Source organism: Marinobacterium marinum (assembly GCF_013868415.1).
Lineage (GTDB): Bacteria > Pseudomonadota > Gammaproteobacteria > Pseudomonadales > Balneatricaceae > Marinobacterium > Marinobacterium marinum.
Window position 1 is genome coordinate 21024 of record NZ_JACEMT010000013.1, and the last position, 14330, is coordinate 35353.

Below are 14330 nucleotides of genomic sequence, written 5' to 3' on the forward strand. Positions count from 1 at the left end.
AACCATTGATAATATTAAGAAAAACGCTGTGTCTTGGGCCAGCGAGGCAAATAGGATGCGACCCATCTCAGTAGCCGCAATACGGGGGCGAACAGCTCCCTTACCCAAAGCGGCAGGAAGCGATACAGGCACAGATATCCCCTGAATCCGACCCTCAGCACTTCCACCAAACTCTGCAGCGGCCGTTCCTCTTCCTGCTGTTCAAGCCAGTCCAGCCAGGCATCGGCACGTGCAAAGGTGCACTGGACAAAATCGATCATCTGCTGGTGGCTCATCTCGTTGAAGCGAATGCCGATAACACTTCCATCCTCTCGGGCAACGACTCCAGGGAAACTGTAATCCTGCTCGCCCCTGCCCAGCACAACCGAGACCTCGGTGCCCTCTGCCAGGGAAAGTGCTTCCGGCAGCTCAACCGCTACGCCACCCTCCGAGTAATCCTGCAGGGTGCCGCGATAATAATGCCCGCTGGCCAGCTTGAGACTGGCCGGCAGTTTGAAGCGCACCCGGTGACTCTGCCGCACCTGACGTGCCTCGGCCGCTATCGCAACGGCTGCACCGATGATCAGCAGGTTATAAAATACCCACAGGCTGGTCACGATCACGGTCCCTTGCTGATCCACCGGCCCGGTCATGAAACGCCAGACGGCAAACCCCAACCCCAGAATGTTCAGCAGCGCCAGCGCCAGATAAGGTCGGGCGATGCGCCAGTCAAACTGTTCTTCTTCCATCAAGCCACCCTTCGCCGTGACGTTGAAGCTGCCCTTCGAAGGATCGATCAGTGCAACCGTGGTCGGGCGCGCGATGTACCAGGCCAGCACGGTCTCATACACCTCGCCCCAAAAGGTCTTGCGGTATTTGCCCTGCATGCGGGCGGCGGTCAGACTGGAATGAATCATGTGCGGCAGAATATAGAGCACCAGCAATGCCGCCGGGGCATAAATGATATAGGCATGCAGCACCAGAAAGGCCAGCGGTGCCAGCAGAAAGACCAGACGCGGCAGTCCCGCCAGAAAGTGCAGCATGGCGTTGGCGTAACAGAGCCGCTGAAACAGCGTCAAGCCACGTCCCATCAAAGGGTTATCGATACGGAAAATCTGTGCCATCCCGCGCGCCCAACGGATGCGCTGGCCAACATGAGCCGACAGACTTTCGGTGGCCAGTCCGGCGGCCTGGGGAATACGCATGTAGGCCGAGTTCCAGCCCAGTCGGTGCATGCGCAGCGCGGTATGGGCATCCTCGGTGACGGTTTCCACGGCAACCCCGCCGACCTCTTCCAGTGCCGTACGGCGCAGGACCGCACAGGAGCCACAGAAAAAGGCCGCATTCCACATATCATTGCCATCCTGGACCAGGCCATAGAACAGCTCGCCCTCGTTGGGGCTGCGCCGGAACACGCCAAGATTTCGCTCGACCGGGTCGGGTGACAGGAAGTGATGCGGCGTTTGTACCAGGGCCAGCTTCGGATCCTGCAGGAAACCGCCAACAGTCAACTGTAGAAAGGTGCGCGCCGGAATATGGTCACAGTCAAAGATGGCGATCAATTCACCATCCGTCAGCGTAAACGCATGGTTGAGGTTACCCGCCTTGGCATGACGATTGTCCGTTCGTGTGATGTACCCGACTCCGACCTCTGCGGCAAACTCCCGGAAGGCTTCACGGCGCCCGTCATCCAGTACATAAATATTCAGTTTGTCAGCCGGCCAGTCCACTCCCAGTGCGGCATAGACCGTGGTACGTACAACCGAAAGCGGCTCGTTGTAGGTCGGGATCATCAAGTCCACCGTCGGCCACAGAGACGTATCCTCCGGCAACGGCGTGGGCTGGCGCCGCAGAGGCCAGCAGGTTTGCACATAGCCCAGAATCAGGATCAGCCAGGAGTAGGTCTCGGCAATCAGCAGGGTCATCCCCAGCACCAGGTCCAGCGAATCATTCCAGTTCAGCGTGGATGTGTAACGCCACCACAGGTAGCGACAGGACACCAGCACCGACAAGACGATCAACAGCAAGGTTGGAAAGCGCCCCGGCAACTTGCGCACCACCATAGCCATGGCCCACAGCAAAATGACGAAAGCCAACTGGGCAAGAGGCCCGAAGGGCTGTGTAACACTCAACGCCGCCAACAGCAGGGCACAGACTGCCAGCACGGCGTAGATTCCTGTACTGCCGCGACTGATACGACGCTGCCAAGCCGCTTTCCGCTCGGGCTCCATGACACTCTCGATACGACGTGTCCAGGCTCTGCTCAAAGGTGCCAGACGGGCTGCCAGCCAGCGACCCACGCCCTGTCCCTTGCCAAACAGATTTCGGGTCAGGCTGAAGGAGCGCTCCGGCCAGGGGCGCACCAGCAGAAGCCAGCAGCCCTGAATCAGGTAGCGCAGTGGATCACCCGGCAAGGGGCGCCGCCCGGCCACCTGAGGAAACCACACGTCTCGGCTGGCACGCACCTGCTGCCAGCCGGGTTGTTCGAGGCGCAGCACCAGCCAGGCCAGACAATGACAGCAGGCCAGCCACAATGCGGTAAAGCGACTGGCACCGCGCTGCCGAAGGGCGGCATAGGGAAACAGGTTAGCCTTCATGTCGGCCACCCTGCTGGCTCAGGCACCAGATTGCCAGGCTGCGCAAGGTATCCGCAGCCTGGCTGTTGACCGCATGAGCACCCACCGGCTGCTTGTACGCCATGGACTCCGCCATGCCTTCGTCCTGATAAACGGGTAACGGCAGCAGCCGATCACCATACTGATGCCGCCAGAGCAGCAGCAAGTCCTGCTGCAGTCGACTGGCCGGATCATAGCCGTTGATCATCAGCTTGCGCACTGTTTCCCGCCCCTGCAGCAGAGCGTGACAGGCGGCATCGGGACGCAGCACCTGAATATCCAGGTCCGGTCGAAGCGAGCCGCAGTGCCCCGACAGGCGATGATGAGGTGTATCCAGCAGTATCCAGTCAAAGGATTGCGTCAGCTCGGCCAGCCGCAACGGCCACTCATCAGGGTGATCCTGCAACCAGTGATCCAGCCGCCCCACAGTCATCGCATCAACACGCCCATAGGGTAAAAGACACAGCCCGGAGCGCAGCTCCCAGGCCTGTTCGCGCCAGTCCTGTTGTTCTTTCCAGGCATGCGCCCAGCCGCCGGACTCGGCAAAGGGCCGCTCAAAATGCAGCCGCAGCATATTCTCGGGACAATGATCCACCACCAGGACTCGCTGCCCTAGACGATTCAGCTCGTATGCCAGCGCCGCCACCAGCGAGGTAGTCCCCACGCCACCTCTGATCCCCTGCAGGCGTATGATGCTCATGTCTCGGCCTCAGTGTCAGGCAGCGGCTCCAGCCCTTCCAGCTCCGCCAACAGAGGCCAGCGGCGCAAGGCGGCCATCAGAACCTCCTCCCTGGAGGTGTCCAGGTGACGCCACTCGCCTACCTTGCTGCGCAGCAGGAAGAGATCATCACGTGCTCTCTGTTCATGATTCATTTGAAGCGTGCCGGGTAAGGTAGCCATGTCCCTTGCTCCTCTAGCCGTATATAGGGTATGCCTTCATGTTCCAGCACTACGGTTCCCGCGTTTTCAGCCACCCAGGGGGTCACCGGAAGGTCGGCCAGCAGGTGCGGAAGGTCAACCGAAAGTGTGCCCGTTTCAGTGGACTGCGCGTACAGGCGCGACACGAACTCGGACAGCGCGAGATAGCTGCTCGGCTCCGTAACCAGGTGCGGCGACTCGGTCTGTGCTCCCATGCCAAACAGTTTAATGCCGACCGGTACATGCGTAATCGCCGGGCTAGGCAGTTCCCGCATGCCCTGGATCTGCATGCGATCGCCATGCAGGTTGGCACCATGCTCGGGCACCAGCAGAACCGCCACTGGCCGCCCACTCTGTTCCAGCTGTTGGAAAAAGGCATCCAGATCCTGCAGCAGACGCTGTGCCAGCTCACGGTAGTCCGTTAGCCGCGTCCCGCCATCTCCGGTCACAATACGGTTACCGTCATGCAGAGTGGTCGTGTTATAGAACAGCGCCGTAGAGGCCTGATGATCGCTCTGCTGACGCCGTTGCCACCAGGCCCCCAGCACTTCCCGGTCACGCCAGATCGGCGAGTTGTCAAAGCCCAGAATATTCCGGCTCAGTCCGTGCTCGTCCACCACGGGATTGCCCAACCCGCCCTGCGTCTGCAGGTCGCCCAGGAAGTTGTCGTAGTGACCGTTATGGTTCATCGCCAGCTCGGTGTTGAAACCCAGCCCCCGCAAACGATCCATCAACAGGCATTGCTGCGGCACGTTATCCTCGTACAATCCCTGGTGACTGCTTTGACCACAGCTGGCTCTCAGCAGACGCACGGCAGCCGGGCCACTATAGGAGGTAGCCGAGTTGAAGCGCTCAAAGACCACATCCATCTGGCTGAACAGGGGATTGTCCTTGAGACCAACCGCATCCAGATCGTCCCATGCCATTGAGCACACATTAATGATCAACAGATCAAAAGGAGCACCGGCCTCGTCTGCAGGCGGGAACTGGGTCACCCGCCTCTGCTCTGCGTCATAAAAGGCCTGCAGGCTCTCATCCAGCGACATTTTCGTGTCCTGAGGCTTGCCCGTTTCGGCCATGACCTGCTCGCCACTTCCCTGCGCCATGGTCGGTGCCAGACTCAGCAAGGGCTGCAACGAAAACCAGCCCAGCCCCAACAAGGTAAAGGTGGTAAAACGCAGCCAGTGCCTCAGGTAGATATAGAACACGACAAAGGCCAGCAGAAGCGCACACAGAGTCCAGTTGACGAAACGCCCGGCCAGCTCCAGCAGGTACTTGCCACTGAAATCCATGACGCCTGGCTGGTTCAGTAATCGGGTAATCGGCGGCCACCAGCTGTCCTGATACAACAGGGCGATAGCCAAGGGTACCGCGATCAGAAGACGCGCATGACGAAGCCATGTCCAGGGCAGCGGCAGCAGCAGAAAAGCTGCAAATACGATATTGGGCAGGGGTTGCAGGTTCAGGTATCCCAGCCAGAACATGCCCAACTTGCATAGAAAATACAGATTCCAGTGCCCTAGCCCGATCTCGGATACACGAGACAAAGACCCACCGACACTCCCTTCACTTCTCATTGTCGTGACTTTCCTCCGGCATAAACGAGCAAATATCCTGCTCCTTGAGATAGCGCGCGGGCATACGCCTGCTGAACCAGTCCAGCAGGCGACGTCCCTGACATATCACCAGCCATCCCAAAAACAGGCTCAACAGGCCGCCGATCGCGGCAACCTGCAGTACATCCGTATAAATCATGAAGGGTGTATCTCTTTACAGGGCAATCTGATCGGAACAGGGGTAAACAGAGTCCGGGGGGTTGTCACGGGCGGCTTGCCACATCCGCCATCAATGTCATCGGTTTCCACAACCGGCGCCACTTCTGCGTGTTCGAATGCCCGACGCGGCAAGGCATCACTGCCCGACAAGATCTGACACTGGCTGAACAGGTCCCCCCAGGGCAAGCGGCAGATGTTGTCCAAAGCGGCTTCAAGTCCGTCATCACGGCAACCAAACAAAAACAGATAACAGGTGTTATCCATCAGGCAGGCCAGATCCCCCTCTCGCCTGAGATGTATCTGTCCCCAGCACTGCTCAAGCGTCAGCCCTGGGCGCAGGGGAAGTTTCAGCAATTGATGGCGCACCTTGCCTGCAGAGCTTTGCAGAATACCGTCGACCAGATGCAGGAACTGCTGCGGGCTTTGCAGGCCACGCACCCGTGGCGGGCGCAACTGGTGCATAAGCGTATCAGGGTGTTCCATTCTGGGGCGATGCCACAGCTGTCCCTGCAGGCTGTTCAGTAGACACAACAGAGCGGCATGGGAAGTACCGGCCGGAACAATCAGGTTGGTTCCCGACTGCAGTAATACCTCCTGTTCCATTTGTCGCAGGCAGGTCTGCATTTCTCGTACCACGATCACCAGCCCGGCTCCGCGTGCAGCACGCAAATGATGAATCTGGCGTGCCAGTTCGCCGACTTCGGCGTTATTGCTTACGGCGACCACCACAAAGCCTGTCTGCGCACCCAGTGCCTGCTGCCAAAAGGCTTCGCTCATCGCCTGCGCCAACCAGCGCCGAGAGGGCAAGGGCATGCCAAGCAGCGCCTCTTTCTGAATCAGTCGCTGCTCACCCGTAATTACGCTATCCGGGTTCAGTGTCCGGTCAGGCGCCACTCCGAAACGCCCTTCATGCAGAATCAGTTCAAGACTGTGTCCCGCCTGCAGCCCCTGATCGTTACGCCAGCCATCAATATGATAGTGATAACTGTCATCGCCGGATTCAAGACGGGCCAGACCGCTCAACTGCCCGGCGAGGGTATCCGGGAACGTGCCACCCCGGCCATGGCACAGCATCAACATTGGTGTTTCCGCACGCATCAGCACACGGTTTAAAGCCAGCGCCCAAGCGGCCACATCCGGCACATGACGCAAAAGATCAGCCGGCATCAGAAACAGCAATGCCCGCCCCAGAACTCTGGCACGCTCCAACTCCCGCGGCAGTCGCTCCAGTCCCTTATAGCCATTTTTGGACGACAGTCTGAACAGTGTTACCGCCCCCTCGGCACCCGCGCGTACAAACGCAGGCAAACGACCTTCGTCGCTACCTTCGAGGTAAATCAGCGATACTGCCTGTTCAGATGGCAGGCCTTCCAGAAACTGCAGGGCCAGTACCTGAGCATCAGCCTGTTTATCAACAGCCAACCAGTGAATTCCGCCCGTCCCCAACCGGGACAACCGGGGCGGCAGCAAATCGATTGCAAGCGTAATTTGACCCAATGTTTTCATATCCGTTTACCTGCCCATGCCTGCAGGGAAAAGATGATAAGGATCGGCATTATAATGACTCAAAACAACCGGACCTTTACACCCCTGGCCGATTGTTTTGGATAACGTGAAGGAGCCGAAAAATCATCCTTTTTTCCGCGTGAACAACTCGGAGACCCAGTCTGGGCTGCTCCCCTGCATAGAGTTACTTCAACGCTCCGATTAATACAGTTGTTTAACTATAACATGTTTTCCTTACAATTGGTTCATTTAATATTCATCAGCGCGAATCATGATTGGCTCCGCAAACCATGCGCCAGTCCCGCAGAAGCGGGCGCACACGACACAACGGGGTTGCATTCAAAAATCGGATAACGCACTCTTGAGCGCCGCCCGCGCAATACCGTTCCAGCCCCACCTTGCAGCCGTGCCCGTGGCTTAAGGAACACGATAAAGCGCTTAAAGTGATGTACATGCGCCATAAGGAAATCTGCCATGAAAAACACCCTCCCCGCCCCACTCTGGACCCTGCTGATCCCGATTGCCGGACTCCTGACTGTCGGTGCATTTGAGCTGCTTTACCACGATAATCCACCCTGGGTCCTGTACCTGCTCGCCGTGCCCGCCCTGTTTGGTTCCGTGTTTTCCGCCGTTCATCACGCGGAGATCATCGCACACCGCTGTGGACAACCTTTCGGCTCGTTTATCCTGGCACTGGCCGTTACCCTGATTGAGGTTTCGCTGATCGTTTCCATTTTGCTGGCGGACACCAGTGGCGACAGCAGTGTTGCAAGAGATACAGTTTTTGCGGCCATCATGATTGTTTTGAACGGTATTGTGGGGCTGTGCCTGCTGATCGGCGGCCTGAAATACCACGAACAGGGCTTTCAACCGCGGGGAACGGCGGCCGCTCACGGCGTTCTGGGGACCCTGGCAGTACTCGGTCTGATTCTGCCCAATTATACGGTCGCCGTACCGGGTCCCGTGTACGCCCCGGCACAGTTGATTTTCGTAGCCACGATCTCACTGGTGCTCTACGCACTTTTCCTGTTTGTTCAGATGGTGTCGCACAAACATGACTTTATGGATCAGCTCGAACCCGCCACTGAAGAGCATGCGCATCCCGTTTCCAGGGCTGAGCTTATAACATCGGCCATCGCGCTGCCCGTTGCACTCTTTGTCGTGGTAATGCTGGCCGAAATCCTGGCCGGCCCGGTGCGCGAGGCCATTATGGTCGCCGGCCTGCCCGAAGCCATGATCGGGGTCGTTATTGCACTGATCGTATTGATGCCGGAAGGCCTTGCCTCCATCAAGGCAGCCATGCACAACCGACTGCAAACCAGTCTTAACCTGGCCATGGGATCCGTACTGGCCAGCCTGTGCCTGACTATTCCGGTCGTCGCGCTGGTGTCTCTCGCCATGGGGCAAACGCTCGTGCTCGGACTGGATGCAGAACATATCGTTCTGTTGGTACTGACCCTGTTCATGAGCACCCTGTCACTGGCAATGGGTCGAACCACCATCATGCAAGGCGGTATCCACTTGGTGATTTTTGCGTCCTTCCTGGCGATCGCCGCCATCCCCTGATCCGGGCGCATGATGCAAAACACCCCGCTCGGGCTGACGCGCTCAGCCCAGGCGGGGTGTTTTAATCAGACCGACAGCCCAACTCGGGCATCCGCTCCAGCCTACTCCCCCGCTTCAAACGGGAAGGGTTCAGCCGCTTCAAATTCGGCGGAGACTTCACCGGACTGGATATCAACCATATCCACCCCCAGATCCAGCTTTCTGATACCCGAGTCCTCGGCAAAATCCAGCTTGGCCAGATCCACCCAGAAAATATTGGGCGATATTGCCGACTCGACATAAAACAGGCGATCCTTGTGATCGGCGACAACACGCCAACGCGTGGTCGACAGGTTGGGAGCATTCGGGATGCTGATACCATAGGGTACGGAGACATTGCGAATCACACTGAAAGCCGCAGCGGCAGCCGTGCGCGGGTCATCACTCTGCACGACCATGTCGATATAACTGCCGGCACGCACAAAACGATCTGCCGAGCGCGTTGTGCCCGGCAGGACTTCTCGCGGATTCACGCCGCGCCAGTAATCAGCCAGCGCCAACTGCTGATCGTAAGGGGGATCATTGGTCATCACCCGATACTCAGGCCCGTGATGGATCACCAGCTCCCCCTCCAGCCATTCCAGAATAGCACTGTCACCGGACGGGTCCGACAGGGACAAATGCACCGTGGTCAGCCGACCCGGCTGCATCGGCACATCCTTGGAGACCGTCACAAAGGGGTTGGTGCGGGTATATTCCACCGCTTCGGCTACCGTGGCGAAATTGTCCATAAAGAACTGTGCCCAGATCGAAAGCGACATCCGTGGCTCTTCGCCATCCGCTTCCGGATATTCGGATGAGGTCAGCCACAGCATGTTGGCTACCAGACCTTTTTCATTCATCCCGTCCACGGTGGCAATATCATAGCCGGATACTATCAAGCTGCCGTATTTCGACGTCCATTCCAGCGAACCGGGCCCGGCCTCACCGGTACGACTCATGCCCCGAGGAAAGACCCAGAGGTTACTGAGCATCGGCAGGCTCCAGTCCATTGAACGCGCTGTCAGTATTCGTCCTTCAGGACCGTGGTAAACAACCCGTGTGCAAGCGTCAGCCAGTGGAGCGGCCAACATCGCGGTCAACCCGGCCGATAGCATTACTTTGCGCAACATTCCTTTTCTCCTTAAAAGCGCCACGTCATACCGAGCAGCGGCCCGGCCATCGTGACATCCACCTTGGTGCCGCCGCTTCTGTAATCGACATTCAGCTTGCGATAGCCCGCAGACAGATAAAGCTGATCATTCATCTGATAGTTGACCGTGGCCACAACCTGATACGTCCTGTCAGACCCCGCGCCGAAACCACCGGCATCAACATACAGGATCGTTGACCACTGGGGTGACAGGGCAATGTTGGCCCGCAGCGCCATCAAGGGATCCACAAAGCTCTCACTGGGAGAGGCTTGTACCATGCCGCCCGCAACCGATGTTTTGACCTTGAGATTCCAGGCTCTTAGTCCTGCTAGAACATCCAGCGTCATCTCGTCACTGGAAATGGCACGATACCCCGCCGCCAATGTCATCGAGCGCTGTGACAACTTGCCTCGTGCAGGAAGTCCCGGCGCGATCTTCCCTTGCTTAGAACTGGAGGAGTAACTGTAATCCCCCAGCAGAACAAAACGATTCTGGCGGGCATATCCCGACAGGAAAAGCGCACCATCGAGATCGTCCATGACGTCCGAAAAAGACTTATCGAAGGAAAGCGTCGGCGCCCCCTGAAAAGGCCTAAGATCGCCACCTAAACCCGATGCCCACAGATAGGGGGTCAGCTGCCCCTTCCATTCGCTGTCCGCAGCAGCCGGCAAGGTCTGTATCAGCATCAACACCGCCGTAGCGGCCAAAGTCGTCCGTTTCACCCCACTCTCCCGTTAGATGCTGTTTTTGAAGACTTGTCCGCCTTTCATAATCAAGCGCAGATTACTTGAATCGGCCAACCATGAAAGATCCGACTCGACATCGCCGTCGACCACCAGCAGATCCGCCTGCGCACCTTCAGCAATCACACCCAGCCGTCCCTCATAACCGCCCCGTGCACCTGACAATGCCAGCAGCTCGCCAGCAGCCCCAGTAGCGCGATACAGCGCGGAAAGCGGTGACATGAAACGCGCCAGTTTAGTCAGCTGACGCGCCTGGCTCTCACCACCGCCATACAGAATATCTGTACCAAACACCCAATTGACCCGGTGCTTCTCTGCCCATTCGAAGGCTCGCACCGTCCCTTCCGCTACAGCCTTTTGAGCCGCCACGGCCTTGGGGTCGCTATAGCGGTTGGCATCTTCATCCGCCAGGAAAGGCTGGAGTGACCACCAGGTATCGGTGTCGACCATCATCCGCACGGTATCCTCGTCCGCCAGCTGGCCATGCTCGATGGATTTGACACCGGCCGCAATACAGCGCTGAATCCCCGGAGCAGTATAGACATGAGCGCACACATAGGTGCCCCAATCCGAAGCGGCATCCACCGCCGCCTTCATTTCCGCCTCCGTAAACTGTAAGGATTCCAGAGGATCGTATTGGGACGCGACACCGCCGCCCGCGGTAATCTTGATCTGGCTCGCGCCCTTCATCAACTGTTCACGCGTGCGGCGCAGCACTTCCGGTACCCCATCGGCAATCACGGCCACACCCTGGGCTTCGGCATAGGAGGCCGGCTCGGAAGGCATCCGCGGAAGAGTATTGGCAAAACGAAAATCACCGTGCCCTGACGTCTGAGAAATAATAGCGCCCGAAGGGAATATTCTGGGGCCTGCCACAACGCCTCGGTCAATCGCTGTTTTCAGACCGAAGGCCGGACCACCCACATCCCGAACGGTCGTAAACCCTCGCATCAGGGTCGCACCAGCCTCACGCCCCGCCATCAGATGCAAAAAGCCGGGTTCCTGTGTCATGGCGGCAAGCTGGCTGACAGCCGCCAGCGTGGTATGCCAGTGCATGTCGATCAATCCGGGGATCACTGTGCGCCCGCCGCAATCAACGCGTTCGACATCGACCGGCGCCTGTCCTCGGGGAGGCAAGGCAACAATACGGCCGCCCTGAACCAGGATGTCGATACCATCACGTACCGAGAGTTTTTCGCCATCAAACAGCCGCAGATTCGTCAGCAACATAGGCTTGCCATCAGTCTGGGCATACGACGTTTTGGGCGCTAGCCCGAAACCGGCAAACATACCCACTACCGCAGCCATCCCGCCCAGCATCTGCCGCCGGGAAAGGTCAGCCTCTATGCGACGCATGCCGGCAAGGGTTTCCGGTGTACTGCAGTGACAGAAATGGCCTTCTTCCGATGCAGGTGTCGTTGCAAAACATACTTGACACATGAGTACTCTCCAATCGCGTCCGTGTGGTGTACTGCTACTACTTTCAGGTTCGGCATTCCCGAGAGGACCGCTCCGGACCACCGGCTCAGGGACCTTGGAGGTTACCCGATTATGCACTTTTATGTCACCTGCCTCTCCACCGCTCTTGCAAATACCACAACCTCTATCAGGCATTGATACACGGGGTACAACACCACAACGTGCGCCCCAGTATGCCGAGCCCCAGACCCATGATGAACCCGCCAAGCAGACCCGACATCAAGGCGCACTGCGGGCACCCCGTTCTCAACAGAGTCACGAACAGCAAGCCGCTATCAACCTACAAACTGGCGTAGTGTCGATCCAGCTAAAAGCCGGGCGACCGATAACACGTTTATCTTTCTGGACATGCAGATGCATAAAATTCACGCTGCCAGTGTCTCGGGTCTCCTAGTCTTTAAGCAAAGGCAACCGAAGTGCCAACTGGACACCCTTCTCTTGCCCCGCACTCCCACCAACCCGATAGAGTGATGGAGTCATGAAATTCAACGCCGCCATTTCACAAAAGCCACCAGTCCTTCTCGACCTTAAGGCTTCCATCGACCTTGCCGTTGATATTATTGCCGAAGCCGCACGTGCCGATGCCAAACTCATTGTGTTTCCAGAAGCTTTTCTGCCCGGCTACCCCACCTGGATATGGCGTTTAAAGCCCGGTGCCGACATGTCCTTGGGGAACGAGATCCATACTCGGCTGCGCGAAAACGCGGTCGATATCAATCATGGCGTACTGAAGCCAATCCAGACAGCCGCCGCAGAGCAACAGGTTGTCGTGGTGATCGGCATCAATGAACTCGATAGCCGTTACAGTGGCAGCACGCTTTACAATTCGGTCGTTGTTATCGACAGCAACGGAAAGATGGCGAACCGTCACAGAAAACTGATGCCGACAAACCCCGAGCGAATGGTCTGGGGCATGGGTGACGCCTCAGGGCTCCGGGTGGTTGATACTGCAGTGGGGCGAATCGGTTGCCTGATTTGCTGGGAAAACTACATGCCACTCGCCCGTTTCGCACTGTACACACAAAACATGGATATCCTGATCGCCCCCACCTGGGATAGCGGACCTGCCTGGATTGGCTCCATGAACCATATTGCGCGGGAGGGCGGATGCTGGGTATTAAGCACGGGCACCGCACTCCATACAAACGACCTGCCTGAACACTTTCCGGGACGGAAAACTCTGTTTGGACAACCGGAATGGATCAACCCGGGCGATGCCGTCATTGTAAGACCTTTTGGCGGAGCTGTAGCCGGACCGCTCCACGAGAGCACTGAACTGCTGATTGGAGAAATTGATACCGAACAGGCACGACAGTCACGCAAGGCGCTGGATGTGGCGGGCCACTATGGTCGTCCCGATATTTTCCAATTATCCGTAAACCGAAGCCGGCAGGCTCCCGTCAGGTTCAGTGATGAAAGCGATTGAATGAAGCCTTGGATAACCCCGCACCCCTCGCCGGTAGTCATCAATCACATTAGGGAACGTATGAACAAGTCTTCTCAGAGCCACCAAAACTGCATTTTCTCTGTGTCTGGGGCATGAAATGCGCAGGTTTCCCGGTAATCCCCCCGAAAAATAGCGGTGCTCAAAAGTAGAATTTTCTCGTAATGTATACGCAGGAGGTTCTGCATGAAAAAGTCCCGATACACCGACAGCCAGATCATGGCGATACTGAAACAAGCGGAAGCAGGTACCCCAGTTCCCGAACTATGCCGTGAACATGGGGTGAGCAGCGCCACATTTTATAAATGGCGGGCGAAATACGGCGGCATGGACGCTTCCTTGATGGCTCGACTGAAAGAGCTTGAAGACGAAAACCGCCGCCTGAAGAAAATGTATGCCGAAGAGCGGCTGAAGGCCGAGATCGTCCAGGAAGCACTGCAAAAAAAGTGGTGAAGCCGTCTCGACGCAAGGAGATGGCACAGACCTATGTTGCTTCCCGTGGCGTCAGTATCCGACTCGCCTGTGCTGCCTTTGGTCTCAGCGAATCCTGCTACCGGTACACGCCCAGGCTGTCATCGGAGAATGCTGAGATTACAGATTGGTTGATTCGCCTGACCGAACAGGATTCAGACTGGGGCTTTGGTATGTGCTTTGACTACCTGCGTAATGTGAAAGGCTTCGGCTGGAACCATAAGCGCGTATACCGTATCTACTGTGAACTTGCATTGAATCTGCGCATACGGCCTCGGCGGCGCCTAAAGCGCCATAAGCCGGAGCCGTTGAAACAGCCTCTGCGACGCAACCAGGTGTGGTCGATCGACTTCATGCACGATCAGCTGTCGGATGGCAGAAGCTACCGACTGCTCAATGTGATTGATGACTACCGACGAGAAGGACTGGCAATAGAAGCAGGCTTCTCTCTGCCATCGATGCGAGTGATACGCACCCTGTCGCAGTTGATTGAGTGGAGGGGGAAACCATCGCACATTCGCTGTGACAACGGACTACCGGTCTAGTCAACCATTTTCAACTATAAGCTAGGGAACGTATGAACAAGTCTTCTCAGAGCCACCAAAACTGCATTTTCTCTGTGTCTGGGGCATGAAATGCGCACGTTCCCCCCTTTTTTAACC

Annotated in this window: 11 protein-coding genes and 1 pseudogene; 3 read left to right on the forward strand and 9 right to left on the reverse strand. The window is 57.4% G+C overall.

Annotation, left to right across the window (positions count from 1 at the left end):
• Nucleotides 1-14: 14 nt before the first annotated feature.
• Genes bcsA through H1S06_RS00400 form a run of 6 tightly spaced genes read right to left on the reverse strand, consistent with a single transcriptional unit; the run spans nt 15 to nt 6793 of the window.
• On the reverse strand, nt 15-2576 hold the full coding sequence (gene bcsA / locus H1S06_RS00375; RefSeq protein ID WP_181736307.1) for a UDP-forming cellulose synthase catalytic subunit: 2562 nt from the start codon (nt 2574-2576) through the stop codon (nt 15-17).
• Nucleotides 2566-3294, reverse strand: coding sequence for a cellulose biosynthesis protein BcsQ (gene bcsQ, locus H1S06_RS00380; RefSeq protein ID WP_181736308.1), 729 nt, complete (start codon nt 3292-3294; stop codon nt 2566-2568). The genes bcsA and bcsQ overlap by 11 nt, the downstream gene beginning before the upstream one ends.
• On the reverse strand, nt 3291-3494 hold the full coding sequence (locus H1S06_RS00385) for a cellulose biosynthesis BcsR family protein (RefSeq protein WP_181736309.1): 204 nt from the start codon (nt 3492-3494) through the stop codon (nt 3291-3293). Before H1S06_RS00385 ends, bcsQ begins: the two co-directional genes overlap by 4 nt.
• Nucleotides 3464-5089, reverse strand: a complete 1626-nt coding sequence (bcsG, locus tag H1S06_RS00390; protein WP_181736310.1) for a cellulose biosynthesis protein BcsG — start codon at nt 5087-5089, stop codon at nt 3464-3466. Before bcsG ends, H1S06_RS00385 begins: the two co-directional genes overlap by 31 nt.
• Entirely contained in the window at nt 5079-5267 is a 189-nt protein-coding gene (locus H1S06_RS00395; protein WP_181736311.1) for a cellulose biosynthesis protein BcsF, read from the reverse strand. Before H1S06_RS00395 ends, bcsG begins: the two co-directional genes overlap by 11 nt.
• Complete coding sequence (locus H1S06_RS00400) at nt 5264-6793, reverse strand: BcsE family c-di-GMP-binding protein (protein ID WP_181736312.1); 1530 nt, start codon at nt 6791-6793, stop codon at nt 5264-5266. Before H1S06_RS00400 ends, H1S06_RS00395 begins: the two co-directional genes overlap by 4 nt.
• Before the next feature lie 474 nt (nt 6794-7267).
• Between H1S06_RS00400 and H1S06_RS00405 the strand changes: the two genes are divergently transcribed.
• Nucleotides 7268-8359, forward strand: coding sequence for a calcium:proton antiporter (locus H1S06_RS00405; RefSeq protein ID WP_181736313.1), 1092 nt, complete (start codon nt 7268-7270; stop codon nt 8357-8359).
• A 101-nt stretch (nt 8360-8460) separates the two neighbouring features.
• Here H1S06_RS00405 and H1S06_RS00410 read toward each other — a convergent pair whose 3' ends face one another.
• Genes H1S06_RS00410 through H1S06_RS00420 form a run of 3 tightly spaced genes read right to left on the reverse strand, consistent with a single transcriptional unit; the run spans nt 8461 to nt 11714 of the window.
• Nucleotides 8461-9510, reverse strand: coding sequence for a linear amide C-N hydrolase (locus H1S06_RS00410; protein WP_181736314.1), 1050 nt, complete (start codon nt 9508-9510; stop codon nt 8461-8463).
• 11 nt (nt 9511-9521) lie between these two features.
• Entirely contained in the window at nt 9522-10253 is a 732-nt protein-coding gene (locus H1S06_RS00415) for an outer membrane beta-barrel protein (protein ID WP_220183703.1), read from the reverse strand.
• Nucleotides 10254-10265: 12 nt separating this feature from the next.
• A complete protein-coding gene (locus H1S06_RS00420) occupies nt 10266-11714 on the reverse strand; it encodes a metal-dependent hydrolase family protein (protein WP_181736315.1) in 1449 nt (482 codons plus the stop codon).
• A 517-nt stretch (nt 11715-12231) separates the two neighbouring features.
• Between H1S06_RS00420 and H1S06_RS00425 the strand changes: the two genes are divergently transcribed.
• Both H1S06_RS00425 and H1S06_RS00430 read left to right on the forward strand, forming a co-directional pair.
• The gene (locus H1S06_RS00425) at nt 12232-13179 is read left to right on the forward strand and encodes a carbon-nitrogen hydrolase family protein (RefSeq protein ID WP_181736316.1); all 948 of its coding nucleotides are present in this window, start codon (nt 12232-12234) and stop codon (nt 13177-13179) included.
• Between the two features lie 204 nt (nt 13180-13383).
• Nucleotides 13384-14201: pseudogene (locus H1S06_RS00430) on the forward strand (IS3 family transposase); the annotation flags it as partial.
• Nucleotides 14202-14330 lie beyond the last annotated feature (129 nt).

Excerpts from the sequence above, each read along its gene's own strand:
- H1S06_RS00410 (WP_181736314.1), bottom strand. The coding sequence starts at position 9,510 with ATGTTGCGCAAAGTAATGCTATCGGCCGGGTTGACCGCGATGTTGGCC.
- bcsG (WP_181736310.1), bottom strand. The coding sequence starts at position 5,089 with ATGAGAAGTGAAGGGAGTGTCGGTGGGTCTTTGTCTCGTGTATCCGAG.
- H1S06_RS00385 (WP_181736309.1), bottom strand. The coding sequence starts at position 3,494 with ATGGCTACCTTACCCGGCACGCTTCAAATGAATCATGAACAGAGAGCA.
- H1S06_RS00425 (WP_181736316.1), top strand. The coding sequence starts at position 12,232 with ATGAAATTCAACGCCGCCATTTCACAAAAGCCACCAGTCCTTCTCGAC.
- H1S06_RS00400 (WP_181736312.1), bottom strand. The coding sequence starts at position 6,793 with ATGAAAACATTGGGTCAAATTACGCTTGCAATCGATTTGCTGCCGCCC.
- bcsA (WP_181736307.1), bottom strand. The coding sequence starts at position 2,576 with ATGAAGGCTAACCTGTTTCCCTATGCCGCCCTTCGGCAGCGCGGTGCC.
- H1S06_RS00395 (WP_181736311.1), bottom strand. The coding sequence starts at position 5,267 with ATGATTTATACGGATGTACTGCAGGTTGCCGCGATCGGCGGCCTGTTG.
- bcsQ (WP_181736308.1), bottom strand. The coding sequence starts at position 3,294 with ATGAGCATCATACGCCTGCAGGGGATCAGAGGTGGCGTGGGGACTACC.
- H1S06_RS00405 (WP_181736313.1), top strand. The coding sequence starts at position 7,268 with ATGAAAAACACCCTCCCCGCCCCACTCTGGACCCTGCTGATCCCGATT.
- H1S06_RS00420 (WP_181736315.1), bottom strand. The coding sequence starts at position 11,714 with ATGTGTCAAGTATGTTTTGCAACGACACCTGCATCGGAAGAAGGCCAT.